Annotated in this window: 18 protein-coding genes; 10 read left to right on the top strand and 8 right to left on the bottom strand. The window is 68.7% G+C overall.

Going from position 1 to position 12,338, the window contains the following annotated elements:
- The first annotated feature begins 8 nt into the window (after positions 1-8).
- Positions 9-791, top strand: a complete 783-nt coding sequence (locus tag ACYVIO_RS25100; RefSeq protein ID WP_460653316.1) for a dioxygenase family protein — start codon at positions 9-11, stop codon at positions 789-791.
- Positions 792-899: 108 nt separating this feature from the next.
- Here ACYVIO_RS25100 and ACYVIO_RS25095 read toward each other — a convergent pair whose 3' ends face one another.
- Both ACYVIO_RS25095 and ACYVIO_RS25090 read right to left on the bottom strand, forming a co-directional pair.
- The gene (locus tag ACYVIO_RS25095) at positions 900-1,880 is read right to left on the bottom strand and encodes an SMP-30/gluconolactonase/LRE family protein (protein WP_460653315.1); all 981 of its coding nucleotides are present in this window, start codon (positions 1,878-1,880) and stop codon (positions 900-902) included.
- Positions 1,881-1,889: 9 nt separating this feature from the next.
- Positions 1,890-2,528, bottom strand: a complete 639-nt coding sequence (locus tag ACYVIO_RS25090; protein WP_460653314.1) for an NADPH-dependent F420 reductase — start codon at positions 2,526-2,528, stop codon at positions 1,890-1,892.
- 89 nt (positions 2,529-2,617) lie between these two features.
- On the opposite strand from ACYVIO_RS25090, the gene ACYVIO_RS25085 reads away from it, so the two are divergent.
- The gene (locus ACYVIO_RS25085) at positions 2,618-2,956 is read left to right on the top strand and encodes a winged helix-turn-helix transcriptional regulator (protein ID WP_460653313.1); all 339 of its coding nucleotides are present in this window, start codon (positions 2,618-2,620) and stop codon (positions 2,954-2,956) included.
- 3 nt (positions 2,957-2,959) lie between these two features.
- On the opposite strand, the gene ACYVIO_RS25080 is transcribed toward ACYVIO_RS25085, so the two are convergent.
- Complete coding sequence (locus ACYVIO_RS25080; RefSeq protein ID WP_460653312.1) at positions 2,960-3,463, bottom strand: DinB family protein; 504 nt, start codon at positions 3,461-3,463, stop codon at positions 2,960-2,962.
- A 100-nt stretch (positions 3,464-3,563) separates the two neighbouring features.
- Here ACYVIO_RS25080 and ACYVIO_RS25075 point away from each other — a divergent pair, with 100 nt between their 5' ends.
- Positions 3,564-4,382: an LLM class F420-dependent oxidoreductase gene (locus tag ACYVIO_RS25075; RefSeq protein WP_460653311.1), complete on the top strand. Its 819-nt coding sequence runs from the start codon at positions 3,564-3,566 to the stop codon at positions 4,380-4,382.
- A 48-nt stretch (positions 4,383-4,430) separates the two neighbouring features.
- Here ACYVIO_RS25075 and ACYVIO_RS25070 read toward each other — a convergent pair whose 3' ends face one another.
- Positions 4,431-5,000, bottom strand: a complete 570-nt coding sequence (locus ACYVIO_RS25070) for a DinB family protein (protein WP_460653310.1) — start codon at positions 4,998-5,000, stop codon at positions 4,431-4,433.
- A 55-nt stretch (positions 5,001-5,055) separates the two neighbouring features.
- Here ACYVIO_RS25070 and def point away from each other — a divergent pair, with 55 nt between their 5' ends.
- Positions 5,056-5,661 (top strand): peptide deformylase, encoded by a 606-nt coding sequence (gene def / locus ACYVIO_RS25065; RefSeq protein ID WP_460653309.1) that lies wholly within the window; start codon positions 5,056-5,058, stop codon positions 5,659-5,661.
- Here def and ACYVIO_RS25060 read toward each other — a convergent pair.
- Positions 5,651-6,070, bottom strand: coding sequence for a DUF3592 domain-containing protein (locus tag ACYVIO_RS25060; RefSeq protein WP_460653308.1), 420 nt, complete (start codon positions 6,068-6,070; stop codon positions 5,651-5,653). The genes def and ACYVIO_RS25060 overlap by 11 nt on opposite strands.
- Positions 6,071-6,119: 49 nt before the next feature.
- Between ACYVIO_RS25060 and ACYVIO_RS25055 the strand changes: the two genes are divergently transcribed.
- Together ACYVIO_RS25055 and ACYVIO_RS25050 are read left to right on the top strand one after the other, a co-directional pair.
- Positions 6,120-6,251: a hypothetical protein gene (locus ACYVIO_RS25055; RefSeq protein WP_460653307.1), complete on the top strand. Its 132-nt coding sequence runs from the start codon at positions 6,120-6,122 to the stop codon at positions 6,249-6,251.
- 29 nt (positions 6,252-6,280) lie between these two features.
- Entirely contained in the window at positions 6,281-6,733 is a 453-nt protein-coding gene (locus tag ACYVIO_RS25050) for a hypothetical protein (protein ID WP_460653306.1), read from the top strand.
- A 37-nt stretch (positions 6,734-6,770) separates the two neighbouring features.
- Here the strand turns inward: ACYVIO_RS25050 and ACYVIO_RS25045 are convergent, their stop codons facing one another.
- Positions 6,771-7,991: an NAD(P)/FAD-dependent oxidoreductase gene (locus ACYVIO_RS25045; protein WP_460653305.1), complete on the bottom strand. Its 1,221-nt coding sequence runs from the start codon at positions 7,989-7,991 to the stop codon at positions 6,771-6,773.
- Between the two features lie 82 nt (positions 7,992-8,073).
- Between ACYVIO_RS25045 and ACYVIO_RS25040 the strand changes: the two genes are divergently transcribed.
- Positions 8,074-8,544, top strand: coding sequence for a hypothetical protein (locus tag ACYVIO_RS25040; protein WP_460653304.1), 471 nt, complete (start codon positions 8,074-8,076; stop codon positions 8,542-8,544).
- Positions 8,545-8,547: 3 nt separating this feature from the next.
- On the opposite strand, the gene ACYVIO_RS25035 is transcribed toward ACYVIO_RS25040, so the two are convergent.
- Entirely contained in the window at positions 8,548-9,102 is a 555-nt protein-coding gene (locus ACYVIO_RS25035) for a phosphotransferase-like protein (protein WP_460653303.1), read from the bottom strand.
- 61 nt (positions 9,103-9,163) lie between these two features.
- Between ACYVIO_RS25035 and ACYVIO_RS25030 the strand changes: the two genes are divergently transcribed.
- Entirely contained in the window at positions 9,164-10,201 is a 1,038-nt protein-coding gene (locus ACYVIO_RS25030; RefSeq protein WP_460653567.1) for a LacI family DNA-binding transcriptional regulator, read from the top strand.
- On the opposite strand, the gene ACYVIO_RS25025 is transcribed toward ACYVIO_RS25030, so the two are convergent.
- Complete coding sequence (locus ACYVIO_RS25025) at positions 10,191-10,772, bottom strand: GNAT family N-acetyltransferase (protein WP_460653302.1); 582 nt, start codon at positions 10,770-10,772, stop codon at positions 10,191-10,193. The two genes, ACYVIO_RS25030 and ACYVIO_RS25025, sit on opposite strands and share 11 nt — an antisense overlap.
- Before the next feature lie 121 nt (positions 10,773-10,893).
- Here ACYVIO_RS25025 and ACYVIO_RS25020 point away from each other — a divergent pair, with 121 nt between their 5' ends.
- On the top strand, positions 10,894-11,958 hold the full coding sequence (locus tag ACYVIO_RS25020) for an erythromycin esterase family protein (RefSeq protein ID WP_460653301.1): 1,065 nt from the start codon (positions 10,894-10,896) through the stop codon (positions 11,956-11,958).
- Between the two features lie 4 nt (positions 11,959-11,962).
- Positions 11,963-12,325 carry an ACT domain-containing protein gene (locus ACYVIO_RS25015; protein ID WP_460653300.1) on the top strand — a complete coding sequence of 121 codons (363 nt, stop codon included), beginning with the start codon at positions 11,963-11,965 and terminating at the stop codon, positions 12,323-12,325.
- Positions 12,326-12,338: the final 13 nt, after the last annotated feature.

Here is a 12,338-nt window from a genome sequence, read left to right as displayed (position 1 = left end):
GGACCCCCATGAAGAGCCCCGTGCTGTACCTGAGCCATGGCGCACCGCCGCTGGCCGACGACCACGAGTGGACGTCCGAGCTGGCGGCGGTGTCCGCGGGCATCGAGCGGCCGACCGCGATCCTGATCGTGTCGGCGCACTGGGAAGCGGCGCCGCTCACGCTCACGCTCGCCGCGACCGAGACCGTGCCGCTGCTGTACGACTTCTGGGGCTTCCCGGACCGCTACTACCAGGTCCAGTACGCCGCGCCAGGCGCTCCCGAGCTCGCCGCGCAGGTGCGGAAGCTGCTGCAGGTGCCGGGCACTCCCGTGTACGACGATCCGTCGCGCGGGCTCGATCACGGCGCCTACGTGCCGCTGAAGGAGATGTACCCGGACGCGGACATCCCGGTCCTGCAGGTGTCGATGCCGACGCTGGATCCCGCGGCGCTGTTCGCGATCGGGCGGAAGCTGGCGCCGCTGCGCGACCAGGGCGTGCTGATCGTGGGTAGCGGGTTCACGACGCACAACCTGCGCGCGGTGAACCTGGCGGGTTCCCCTGGAGCTCCGGCGCCTGGGTGGTCGGTGGAGTTCGACGACTGGGCTCGGCGGGCGCTCGCCGCGCAAGATGTCGACTCGCTGATCGACTTCCTGCACAAGGCGCCGGCGGCCGGGATCGCCCACCCGCGGACCGAGCACTTCGCGCCGCTGTTCGTGTCGCTGGGCGCGGCCGAGGAGTCGCTCGGTACGGCGGAGACGGTGATCGACGGGTTCTGGTACGGGTTGTCGAAGCGCTCCTGGCAGATCGGCTGACGACCGCATTTGGTGGGTTAACCCATCAAGTTGCCCCTTGGCCCACCGGATTTCGGTGGGCCAACAGTGCAGGTGCGGGGTTAACCCATCAAACGATCAGGGGGCGACTCAGTGGGTCGGGGTCGGGAAGTGCGCGATCGTCGTCGTACCGAGGCTGCTGATCCAGACCTTGCCGTCGCGCTCGCGGACGCCGGTGGGCATGTGGAACTGCGGATGCGTGCCACGTAGGTCGTGCACGAGGTGGCCGGCGTCGTCGTACGCCTGGATCTCGATGATGTCGGCGGGCTTCGGCTTGAGCGCGTCGGGCAGGTTCCAGACGAGCTTGCGGAAGACCGGCGCCTTCGGCAGCAACGTGTCGAGCACGGTGTTGCGCGGTGAACCGATCGCGACCCAGATCAGGCCGTCGGAGCCGCGGGAGATGTTGTCCGGCAGGCCCGGGATCGGCGCGACGAGTTCCGGTACGGCGTCGTCGGTGGTGAGGTCGAGCTTGAAGAGTCCGTAGCCGGCGGTCTCGGCGAAGAACAGCGTCCGCTGGTCACCGCTCAGCGCGACGCCGTTCGGGAACGGACGGCCGGTCGCCAGCTGCGTCAGCTCGCCGTCCGGACGGAGCCGGTAGACGCTGCCGGTCGCCGAGTGCTCGAGCAGGTCGGCCATCCACTCGTGCACGCCGAACCGGGTCGACGAGTTGGTGAAGTAGATCGTGCCGTCGTCGGTGACGTCCGCGTTGTTGCAGAAGCGCATCGGCTGGCCGTCGATCTCACCGAGCAGCGTGGTCACGCGGCCGTCGCGGTCCATCGTCAGCAGGCCGCGGTTCGCGTCGCAGATGAGAACCTTGCCGTCGGCCAGCCACTCCAGACCGAGCGGGCGCCCGCCGGTGTCGGCCAGCGTGGTGATCGTGAGCCCGTCCGCGCTGACGCGCAGGATGCGGCCGTCGCGCAGGCCGGTCAGGACGCTGCCGTCCTCGTCGATCAGCGTGTCCTCGGGGCCGTCGCCCGGTACGGCCACGACCTCGACGGTGATCGGCGCGGCCTGCCGGGTCGGCGGTACGGGCGGGGGCGTCCAGCGGACCGGCTCGATGCGCGACTTCATGGCCTGAGCCTAGAAGGCTTGGTCCTTCGGTGGGAACAGTCCACGCGTGTCCCCGCCGCCGAACCAGATCCCGATCGCGAACGCGGCCGTTGCCTCCAGCAACCGGGCACGCTCGAGACCGCCCGCGTTCACCGGCTCGCAGCCCAGGTCGCGGACCAGGTGGGCGACCTGGTCGAGGGCCTCTCGGTCGTCGCCACAGATCGGTACGCCGAGCGGCTGACCGGGCAGCGGGGCGCGACGCCAGACGGAGTCGGCCGCAAGATTGAATGCCTTCACGACGCGCGCTTGGCCGGCGTACTCGCTGATCGCCTCGGCCATCGCGTCGACGGCGAGCATGATGCCCGGGTGGGTGATCGCGTTCGTGCAGTCGATCAGGGTGCTGTTGCCGAGGTCGAGTGCTTGGACGGTGGCGACCGCCGCCTCAGCCGGTACGGCGAGCAGCACGACCTCGCCGAACTCCGCGGCTTCCTGCAAGGTGCCGGCCCGCACTGCCTCCCGCTGTGTGCCGCCCTCTGAGCCGATCTGGTCGGCGGCCTTCCGTGCCCGCTCGACCGACCTCCCGCCGACGAAGATCTCGTGGCCCGCCTTCGCCCACTGACCACCGAGCGCTTCCGCCATCAATCCGTTGCCGAGGATCCCGATCCGCATGCTCACTCCTCCTGAGGTGTTGGAGGCCGTGACGCTAGCCGGGACGAAACACACCTCCTGGTGCCTTTTGCCGGGTGCACACTGGACCGGTGACGAAGTTCTACGCGGACTGCCAGGCCCGGATCGCCGCCGACCTGATCAGCGGGACCTGGCCGATGGTGGTCATCTACTCGCTGTCCAAAGGCCCGGCCCGGCCCGGCGACCTGCGCCGCAAGATCGGCGGCATCAGCCAGAAGGTGCTCACCGACACGCTGCGCCGCCTCGAGCACAACGGCGTCGTCGAACGCCGTCGGTACGCCGAAGCGCCGCCGCGGGTCGAGTACTCGCTCACCGAGGCCGGGCGCGACCTGCTCGTCCCCATCGAGGCGCTGGGCGACTGGGCCGCCAAGCACGCGTCGACGGTCCTGGACGCGCAGGAGTCCGCCTGACCGCTACTCCCCCGTCGCGCCGTCCAGGTGTTCGCGGAGGAGATCGGCGTGCCCGTTGTGCCGCGCGTACTCCTCGATCATGTGCGTGACGATCCAGCGCAGGCTGTACGACGTTCCTTCGTCGACGCAGACGTGGTCGCCCGGCAGCCCGGCGATCGCTGTACGGGCCTGGTCGATGGAGTCCTTGTAGCGCTGGACATCCTCTTCGTACTTGGCCGGGTCCAGGTCGGACCACGCGGCACCAGGCACCGCTTCGGACCCGTACGGATAAGGCGTCGGGCCCTCCGTGAACGGGCCGACGAGCCACCCGAGCTCGTCCTCCGTCAGGTGCCGGACCATCCCGTGCAACGTCAGCGGCGACGGCTTCAGGACCGCCGTCCCCAGCTGCTCCGGCGTCAGCCCCTCGCACTTCCACAGGAACGTGCCCCGCTGGAAGTCGAGGAACCCGAGCAGCGTCTCCATCTCGTCGGCGATGTACGGCGGGTCGACACGTCCGTGGAGGTCCATGGTCGGCAACTATCGCGGGTCGGTCGCGCCGAGCAGTCGGCGGGTCACGGTGTCCCGGGTACCGGAGGGGTCCTCCGATACGACCGTTAGAATTCTCGGCATGACATCGACTGAGTCCACCGATCGCCCCTATGCGAGCTTCCCGGTTCGCATCGGTGTTCAGATCCAGCCCCAGCACGCCCAGTACGACGACATCCGGCGGACCGTCGCCAAGGTCGAGGAGCTCGGCGTCGACGTAGTCTTCAACTGGGACCATTTCTACCCGCTGTCCGGTGAGCCCGAGGGCCTGCACTTCGAGGCCTGGACGATGCTCGCCGCGTGGGCCGAGGCGACCGAGCGGATCGAGTTCGGCGCGCTCGTGACCTGCAACTCCTACCGCAACCCCGACCTGCTCGCCGACATGGCGCGCACCGTCGACCACATCAGCAACGGCCGGCTGATCTTCGGCATCGGGTCGGGCTGGTTCGAGAAGGACTACGACCAGTACGGCTACGAGTTCGGTACGGCGGGCGGACGGCTCGACGCGCTCGGCGAGGCCCTGCCGCGGATCGAGCAGCGCTGGGCCAAGCTGAACCCCAAGCCGACCCGCGACATCCCGGTCCTGATCGGCGGTGGCGGTGAGAAGAAGACGCTGAAGCTCGTCGCCCAGCACGCGACCATCTGGCACGGCTTCGGCGACGCCGAGACGATGGCGCACAAGCACGCCGTACTCGACGCGCACTGCGCGACGATCGGCCGCAACCCGGGCGAGATCGAGCGCTCGGTCGCCGTCGGCGACAAGAAGCCGGAAGAGGCCGCCAAGGCGCTGTACGACGTCGGCAGCCGGCTGTTCACCATCCACACCTCCGGCCCGGACTACGACCTCGGCCTGGTCCGCGACTGGCTCGCCTGGCGCGACGAGGTCAACGCCAAGGCCTGACCTTTGTTACCTGTGCCCGTGCTCTCCTTCGAGCACGGGCACAGGTGTTCAGCGGAAGGCTTCGGCGGCTTGCTGGAGTCTTGTCTGGTGGTTCTTCCACCAGGTGTGGTCGCGGTCCTCGATGTTCGGGTTGCTCGCGCGGAGGCCGACGGCGCTGTCGATCGTCTCGCGGACGATGTCGGCGTGGCCGGTGTGGCGGTTCGTCTCGGCGACGACGTGGACCAGGATCTGGTGCAGCGTGACCTCGCCCTCGCGCCACCACGGGACGGTGCCGATCGAGTCCAGCTCCAAGGCGTCGATCGTGGCGTCGGAGTGCGCGGTGACCTGGCGGTAGAGGTCGGTGAGGTGGTCGCGGGACTCGTCCTCGGTGGCCCACATGTCGGCCTCCGGCTCGGCGTCGTCGTCCCACCACGGCAGGTGCTGCGGGAACGGCCGCCCGAACGTGTCACCGAAGTACCCGGCCTCGACGATCGTCAGGTGCTTGACCAGGCCGAGCAGGTTCGTGCCGGTCGGCGTGAGCGGCCGGCGTACGTCGTACTCGGAGAGTCCTTCGAGCTTCCACAGCATCGCCTCGCGCACCGAGCGCAGGTAGTTGTGCAGCGTCAGTTTGGGATCCACGCGCACACCCTAGGCGGGCGTTCGGCTCGGCCGGTGCTTCGCTAGGATTTCCCGCATGTCTACGCTGCCTACGAACGGTTCGGTGCTGCCCATCACGCGGTGGGGCGAGGACGTCATGCACCGGCTGAACCAGCCCGTGACCGACTTCGGCGACGACCTGCAGAAGCTGGTCGCCGACATGGTCGCGACGATGAACGCGGCCGAGGGCGTCGGGCTGGCCGCGAACCAGGTCGGCGTCGACCTGCAGCTGTTCGTCTTCGACTGCCCGGACAAGGACGGCAACCGCCACCAGGGCGTCGTCTGCAACCCGACGATCGACCTGCCCGAGGGCAAGGACCGCCAGCTCGACGAGGGCGAGGAGGGCTGCCTGTCGCTGCCCGGCGCGTTCACCAAGTGCGCGCGCCCCGACTTCGCGCGGGTCAGCGGCGTCGACCAGCACGGCGAGCCCGTCACGTACGAGGGCGACGGCCTGCTCGCGCGCTGCCTCCAGCACGAGACCGACCACACCCAGGGCATGGTCTTCGGCGACCGCCTCTCCCGCAAGTACAAGCGCCGCCTGTTCGCCGAGGCCGAGGAGCTCGCCGGCGACTACCCGAGCGACTGGCCGATCTCCCCCATGCTCAACCCCGAAGAGCACGAGGGCCAGCCGGTCAGCGAGTAGCCCTTTGCCGGCGCAGGGCGATCAATACCAGTACGGCGGCCCCGCCGCCGTACGCGATCCCCGGCAGCCATGGCGACTCCCACGCGTCCACGGTCTTGGCGACCTTCGGGTCGCCCGGGTCGTAGACGACCTCTACCTGGTCACCGGCCTTCGGCGCGACGTCGTACCGACTGATCTCGGTGGTGATCTGCTCCCCCGACGCGGTGACGTACCGCGCCGTGAACGACCCCTGCGCCCGCACCCCCGCCGACGGCCCGTCGAGCACGGTCGCCGTCACCCGCACTCCCCGCCCGTCCAGCCGAGCCAACTCGACCACAGCGTTCGCGCCGATGCTCAGCACGACCACCGCCGCCGCCAGACACCCGACCATCCGCACAGGTGACCGGAAATCCCCGAGACTCCACCGCATGCCGGTGAGACTATCGACGCAGACCCCCGGTTCCCCGTGAGGTGACGCCATGCGCGCCCTACCACCGTACGAACAGGCAACGCTCGACCTGCCCGAGCTCGAAGTGCTGAGCCGGCGGGTGTGGGAGCTGGCGTCGCGCGGGCTTCCGCCGTACGAGCAATCGTTTGGTGGGCCCTCGTGATGCGGCAACTGCCGCCGTATGAGGCTCGGGTGGTTGGGGTTGATCTGCCGGTGGTTATTGCTTGGGTGGCGGCGCGGCCGGGGTTGGGGGCTGAGGTTGTGCTGGACTGCTTGGGGTTTCTGTCGGGGAACGGGTCGACGCGGATTGTGGTTTATCTGCGGGATCGTGATGCCGTACGGCGTACCGAGCAGGAGCTCGCCGCGGCGATGCGTGCGCCGGAACGGCTTCGGGTGTGGGAGTGGACCGGGGACTCGGACGAGAAGCGGCGGGTGCAGCAGACCGTGATGCAGCTGCGGAACGCGGAAGGGCCGGGGATTGCGCGGGTGACCTTCAGTGTGACGAGCGAGTCGAGTCCGGTGGTCGAGGTGAGTCTGGATCGGTGGGATCCGGTGTTCGCGGCGGAGCTGGAGGGGATTCGGCCTGGGTGGGTGCAAGTACTGCGGGAGCCGTTCGACGGGGACTGGCACGACATCGAGCGGTGAACTGTTGCCCTCAGCAACGAGGGCAACGGTCCGGTATCTAAGCCTGTACGTCGGACAGCGGCGTCCCCGGGTCGGCCAAGCGCTCGGGGTCGACCTGCTGCTTGGAGCGGATCAGCTCCTGGGTCGGCTTGATGCCGTCGTCCCACCGGTTGATGTGCATGCCGGCGACGACGCGACCGCCAGAGAGCCAGAACGCATGGAACTCCTGCTTCTCGACGTCGCCGCGGGTGACGAGCTGGTCGTAGCCGCCGCCGATCCAGCCGGAGTACTCCATGCCCACGTCGTACTGGTCGGTGAAGAAGTACGGCAGGTGGTCGTAGCTGACCTCCTGGCCGAGCATCGACTTCGCCGCGGCGGGGCCGCCGTTCAGTGCGTTGTCCCAGTGCTCGACGCGCAGACGCTCGCCGTAGAAGGGGTTCTGGATGTTCGCGACGTCACCGACGGCGTACACGTCGGGATCATCGGTGTGGAAAGACGCGTCAACGACAATCCCGTTGTCGACCGTCAGGCCGGCCTGCTCGGCGAGCTCGGTGTTCGGACGGGCACCGATGCCGATCACGACGACGTCGGCGGCGTACTCGCTGCCGTCCTCGGTGAGCACGGCCTCGACCTTGTCGGTCCCGCGGAACCCGGACACGGACTGCCCGAGCCGGAGGTCGACGCCGTGGCGCAGGTGGAGCGACGCGAAGAACGCACCCATCTCACCGCCGAGCGCGGCGGCAAGCGGCGTCTCCTGCGGCTCGATGACCGTCACGTCGCAGCCGTACTCGCGCGCAGCGGCCGCAGTCTCCAGCCCGATCCAACCAGCGCCGACGACCACGACACGTCCGCCGGCGCGAATGGCCTCGCGCAGCTTGTCCGAGTGCCCGATCCGGCGCAGGTAGTGGATCCCGTCGAGCTTGACCCCGTCGACCTTCAGGCGCCGCGGCGAGACTCCTGTCGCGAGCAGCAGCTTGCTGTACGAGATCCGCTCGCCACTCTCGAGGGACACCTCGTGAGCGGCGCGATCCAGTCCCGTCACCCGGTCCCCGAGCACCAGCTCGACGTTGTGCTCGCCGTACCAGCCCTCGTCGTGCACGAAGGACTTGTCCCGCTCGTCCTTCCCGAGCAGGTACCCCTTCGACAGCCCCGGGCGCTCGTACGGCCGCTCCCGCTCGTCACCGATCAGGACGACGCGCCCGTCGAACCCTTCGGCCCGCAAGGTCTCGGCCGCCTTCGCGCCCGCCAGACTGGCCCCGACGATGACAAAGCTGCTCATGGATCTCCTTCTAAAGACGATTGTCTTCGACTTTAGAATCACCACCCCTCCCCGTCAACGCGCGACCCCGTACCGTGGACAGATGCGCGAACTGTCGGCCTACGAGCAGGCGACGATCGACCTCGACCTCCCGGTCATCGAGCGCTGGATCGCCCAGCACCCCGCCCTCGGCGCCGAGGCGCTCGTCGACCACGACGCGTACGACTCGAACGCGGGCCACGTCCTCCTGGTCGTCCTGCTCCACGACCACTCCGCCGTACGACGCACGCGCGACGAGCTCGCGGCCACGCTCTCCCGGCCGGAACACCTGCGGGTGCGTCGCTGGATGCCTGAGCCGGCGGAGATCGAGCGGCTGCGCAAGCAGGTGCGGGCGATGCGGGCCGAGGGTCCCGGGCATGGGCAGATCAGCGTCACCTGGCCGGACTCGGAGACCGGGTTCCTGGTCGTTGGGCTGGATCGCCACGATCCGGCGTTCGCCACGGAGATCGAGGCCGTGCGGCCCGGGTGGGTGCGGGTGCATCCCGAGCCGATGCGTGTCGACCCCTTGGTGTGACGGCTACCAGCGCGAGGACTTGAGGTCGTTCTCCAGGATGGCTTCGATGGTTTCGGCCGGGGTCTGGTGGGTGGTGTCGAGCCAGAGGCCTCGCTTGGGCGTGATGGCGAGGTCTTGCTGGAGGGCTCGGACGGCGTCGGCGAGGGTGCCGCCTTCGGGCTGCCAGTCCCGGTACGACGTGGAGCCGCGGCCCAGTTCGCGTTCGACGATGGAGTCGACGGACGGGACGAGGACGACCAGGTGGGGCTCGACGTCGTGCAACGCGGCGAACCAGCGTTCGATGTCGGGGCCGAGGATGATGTCGGAGCAGGTGAAGTCGAAGCCGGCGTCGGCGTAGTGCTGGGCGATCTTGGCGGTCGCGGCGTACCGGAGGTCCAGCTGGCGAACGGCTTCAGGCAAAGGATCGGGCGTCATCCCGACAGCGCCGGCGACGACGCCGTTGTGGAAGACGTCGCCGTCGAGGGTCGCGGCCGGTGGGCCGAGGCGCGACGCGAGCAGCGGCGCGATGGTGGACTTGCCCGCGGCCTGCATGCCGGTGATCAGAACGACTTTCCGCATGTGGCCAATCCCATCACGCCCGTCCAGCACTTTTCGTCGATAAGCTGCCCGGGTGCCATCGATGCAGAGCGGCCCAGGGTCCAAGCGCCCGGTCACGCTCGACGACGTGGCGCGGTACGCCGGAGTGTCGCAGCCGACGGCGTCCCGGGTGCTCAACGGCAGCGCCCGCAAGGTCGCCGAGAGCTATCGCGAACGCGTCCTCGCCGCGGCTCGTCAGCTCGGCTACACCCCGAACCTCCCGGCCCAGGCGATGGCCCGCGGCACCTCGCGCACGATCGCGCTGGTGATCAGCCTGATTTCCGACCCGTACTTCTCCGCGATGGCGGCCGAGATCATGAAGCAGGCTGAGGCGATCGGCCTGCACGTGTCGATCGCCGTCACCGAGCGGCACGCCGAGCGCGAGCTCGACCTGGTCCGCGAGCTGCGCGGCCAGCAACCGCGCGCGATCATCCTCGCCGGGACGGGGTACGTCGACCCGCCGTCGGAGCAGGAGCTCGTCGACGAGCTGCGCCGGTACGAGGAGACTGGCGGGCGCGTCGTACTGATCAGCCGCAACGATCTCCCGTTCGAGACGGTCGACTTCGACAACCACGAAGGTGCGCGGTCGCTGGCGCGCGAGCTGGCCGGGCTCGGGTACCGCCGCTGCCTGGTCCTCGGGATCGCCACTCCCCTGCTGTCGATGCAGCAACGGGTCGAGGGGTTCGTCGAGGGCCTGCGTGACTCCGGCGTCAGTGATCCGCGGGTCGAACACCTCGACTTCAGCTGGGTCGGTGCGCGCGACTTCGTGCTGTCGCTGACCGACGACGAACTGCGCGATCTCCAACTGGTGTTCGCGATCACGGACGACATGGCGCTCGGTGCCCTCGACGGGCTGCGCGAGCGCGGGCTGCGAATCCCTGAGGACATCGGTGTCGCCGGGTTCGACGACATCAGCACGCTGCGCGACGTCGTACCGAAGCTGACGACTGTGCATGTCGCGCTGAACGCGGTCGCCGAGGAAGCGATCTATCGCGCTACAACCGCGGACAGCGAGCTAACCCGGCGCATTGTCCCGGCGTACCCGGTCGTCCGCGCGAGCACTCCGCCGCTTAGTCGGTGAGCGGGAGCCGGTAGGCGCGTTCTTGGCCGTAGGCAACGAATCCGAGCCGCTGCAGGATCGGGGAGCTGGTGCTGATGATTCCTTGCGACAGTGCCATTGTGGCGGCGCGCTCCTCGGCGTACGCCAGGCGCTGGGCAACCATCGCCCTGTAGATCCCCTTGCCGCGGTGCGATTCCAGCACTCCGGAGCCCCACAGCCGGGCCGCGCCATCAGCGACCTCGATGGCTCCGATGGCAACCGGCGCGCCGTCGAGGTACGCGGCCAGCCCACTTCCTCTTCCCGCGGCGAACTTCTCCTGCTCCTCCGCCGCTCGCTGGGTGAGGACGTCGTCGGACGCCCTGGTCCCGCCGAACATCACGGTCCCGACGGCGTTGACGTCCCGCACGACCTCGAAGGTGGTCGCCCAGCGCAGCTCGAGTCCTGGAATCTCGGGCGTCTTGAGGTGGGCCGGCAGGGGCATCGCCAGTACGTCGTACGTGTCGCCCAGCTCGGCGCCGCGCTTGAGCAGGGCTTCATTGAGGCCGGCGGGTGCGCTGAGCCGGACCGTCACCCAGGCCTCGAGCTCACCCATGCGGTGGAGGCTATCCAGCGATCGGCCCAGGTCGATCGACGGTTTGAGACTTTGCGGTCGTTCGCCGCTGGGACTCTTATGAAAGCTTCTACATAGCACTTCAATAATATGATTGAGCCGTATGAGACAGGACATTCGAGAGCTTGCGACCGGGCCGTGTGAGCTGCTGGCTGTTGGTGAACCGGCGCATCCCACGCAGGATGCGTCCTTCGGGCCGATCCGCAACGAGCTGTTTGGGTCCCTTGTGCAGCTGGGCTTTCGGTCGATCGCTCTGGAGACGGATCGCGTTGCTGCGCTGGCGGTTGACGACTTCGTGCGGGATGGGGTTGGGACGCTCGAAGCGGTGATGAGCGACGGGTTCTCCCACGGCTTCGGCGACGTGGAAGCAAACCGCCAACTGGTTGGTTGGATGCGCGAGTACAACCAGGGTCTGCCGGCTGACGAACGCTTGTCGTTTCACGGCTTCGATGCACCGACCGAAAGCACCAGCGCGCCCAGTCCGCGCTTGTACTTGGAACACGCCCTCGACTACCTGAATCTCGACCTCGCCGATCTGGGAGACCACATCGATCTCGCTGGTCTGCTCGGCCCCGATGAGCGGTGGAGTCGCCAGGAGGCGATCCTCAATTCGGCGATGTCGATCGGCGCCAGCGCGGAGGCCGTTCGCCTGCGAGCGATCGCCGACGATCTGCTCACCACGCTTTACACCCGCGCACCCGAGCTGATCGCCGCGACCTCGCACGCCGCCTGGTACCGAGCCCGCACCCACTGCACCGCGGCCCTCGGTCTGCTTCGCTACCACCGACAGGCTGCCCAGCAGACCGACGAAACCACCCGCATCTCCGGGCTCCTCGCCGTACGCGACGTCACCATGGCCCAGAACCTGCTGGACATCCGCACCCTCGAGGACCGCCGCGGCCGCACCCTGGTCTGCGCCCAGAACGCCCACCTGCAACGCAACCGGAGCACCCTGCAGATGGGCGGCATGACCCTGACCTGGAACTCGGCCGGCGCCATCCTCAACTCGCTGATCGGCAACCGGTACGCCGTGGTCATCAGCACCCTCGACCCCGACGGGCTCGACCCAACCACCGCCGAGGCAGCCGACGCAATCCTGCCCGTAGTCGCCGACTCCATCCTGCCGGTGGCCGCCGACACGAGCCCGCCCGTGGTCGATGGAGAATGAGCTCATGCCAGCGCAGACTCTGACCCTCCTCCGGCCGACCTTCAGCATCGAGCACCATTCCGGTGCAGCACCGGAGATCCCGAGCGGCGATTGGTGGGCAATGTCGAGGACGCCAGAGGGCACCACAGTCCTCGCCGAGCTGGCTGACGGCAGCTCAGCTGAGCCGTGGCGTGCCTTCTACAACCACGCTGCCCACGACCTCGACCAGCCAGGCATGCTGGCCGCGATCGTCCAGCCGCTCGCAGACGCAGGGCTGTCGGTCTTCGCCTCCTCGACGTACCAGGCCGACCTGGTCCTCGTCGCAGCCGCCTCCCTCGACCAAGCCATAGCAACCCTCGAAGCCGCAGGCCACACCATCGTCGCCTGAAGCCCCCGGCCAC

Source organism: Kribbella endophytica, from assembly GCF_054781295.1.
The sequence above is the reverse complement of the archived record's forward strand: the minus strand, read 5'-3'. Positions and strand labels throughout refer to the sequence as shown.

What these genes read in the sequence shown, in the direction of transcription:
- ACYVIO_RS25100 (WP_460653316.1), top strand. Translation starts at nt 9, where the DNA reads ATGAAGAGCCCCGTGCTGTACCTGAGCCATGGCGCACCGCCGCTGGCC.
- ACYVIO_RS25095 (WP_460653315.1), bottom strand. Translation starts at nt 1,880, where the DNA reads ATGAAGTCGCGCATCGAGCCGGTCCGCTGGACGCCCCCGCCCGTACCG.
- ACYVIO_RS25090 (WP_460653314.1), bottom strand. Translation starts at nt 2,528, where the DNA reads ATGCGGATCGGGATCCTCGGCAACGGATTGATGGCGGAAGCGCTCGGT.
- ACYVIO_RS25080 (WP_460653312.1), bottom strand. Translation starts at nt 3,463, where the DNA reads ATGGACCTCCACGGACGTGTCGACCCGCCGTACATCGCCGACGAGATG.
- ACYVIO_RS25075 (WP_460653311.1), top strand. Translation starts at nt 3,564, where the DNA reads ATGACATCGACTGAGTCCACCGATCGCCCCTATGCGAGCTTCCCGGTT.
- def (WP_460653309.1), top strand. Translation starts at nt 5,056, where the DNA reads ATGTCTACGCTGCCTACGAACGGTTCGGTGCTGCCCATCACGCGGTGG.
- ACYVIO_RS25060 (WP_460653308.1), bottom strand. Translation starts at nt 6,070, where the DNA reads ATGCGGTGGAGTCTCGGGGATTTCCGGTCACCTGTGCGGATGGTCGGG.
- ACYVIO_RS25055 (WP_460653307.1), top strand. Translation starts at nt 6,120, where the DNA reads ATGCGCGCCCTACCACCGTACGAACAGGCAACGCTCGACCTGCCCGAG.
- ACYVIO_RS25045 (WP_460653305.1), bottom strand. Translation starts at nt 7,991, where the DNA reads ATGAGCAGCTTTGTCATCGTCGGGGCCAGTCTGGCGGGCGCGAAGGCG.
- ACYVIO_RS25040 (WP_460653304.1), top strand. Translation starts at nt 8,074, where the DNA reads ATGCGCGAACTGTCGGCCTACGAGCAGGCGACGATCGACCTCGACCTC.
- ACYVIO_RS25035 (WP_460653303.1), bottom strand. Translation starts at nt 9,102, where the DNA reads ATGCGGAAAGTCGTTCTGATCACCGGCATGCAGGCCGCGGGCAAGTCC.
- ACYVIO_RS25030 (WP_460653567.1), top strand. Translation starts at nt 9,164, where the DNA reads ATGCAGAGCGGCCCAGGGTCCAAGCGCCCGGTCACGCTCGACGACGTG.
- ACYVIO_RS25025 (WP_460653302.1), bottom strand. Translation starts at nt 10,772, where the DNA reads ATGGGTGAGCTCGAGGCCTGGGTGACGGTCCGGCTCAGCGCACCCGCC.
- ACYVIO_RS25020 (WP_460653301.1), top strand. Translation starts at nt 10,894, where the DNA reads ATGAGACAGGACATTCGAGAGCTTGCGACCGGGCCGTGTGAGCTGCTG.
- ACYVIO_RS25015 (WP_460653300.1), top strand. Translation starts at nt 11,963, where the DNA reads ATGCCAGCGCAGACTCTGACCCTCCTCCGGCCGACCTTCAGCATCGAG.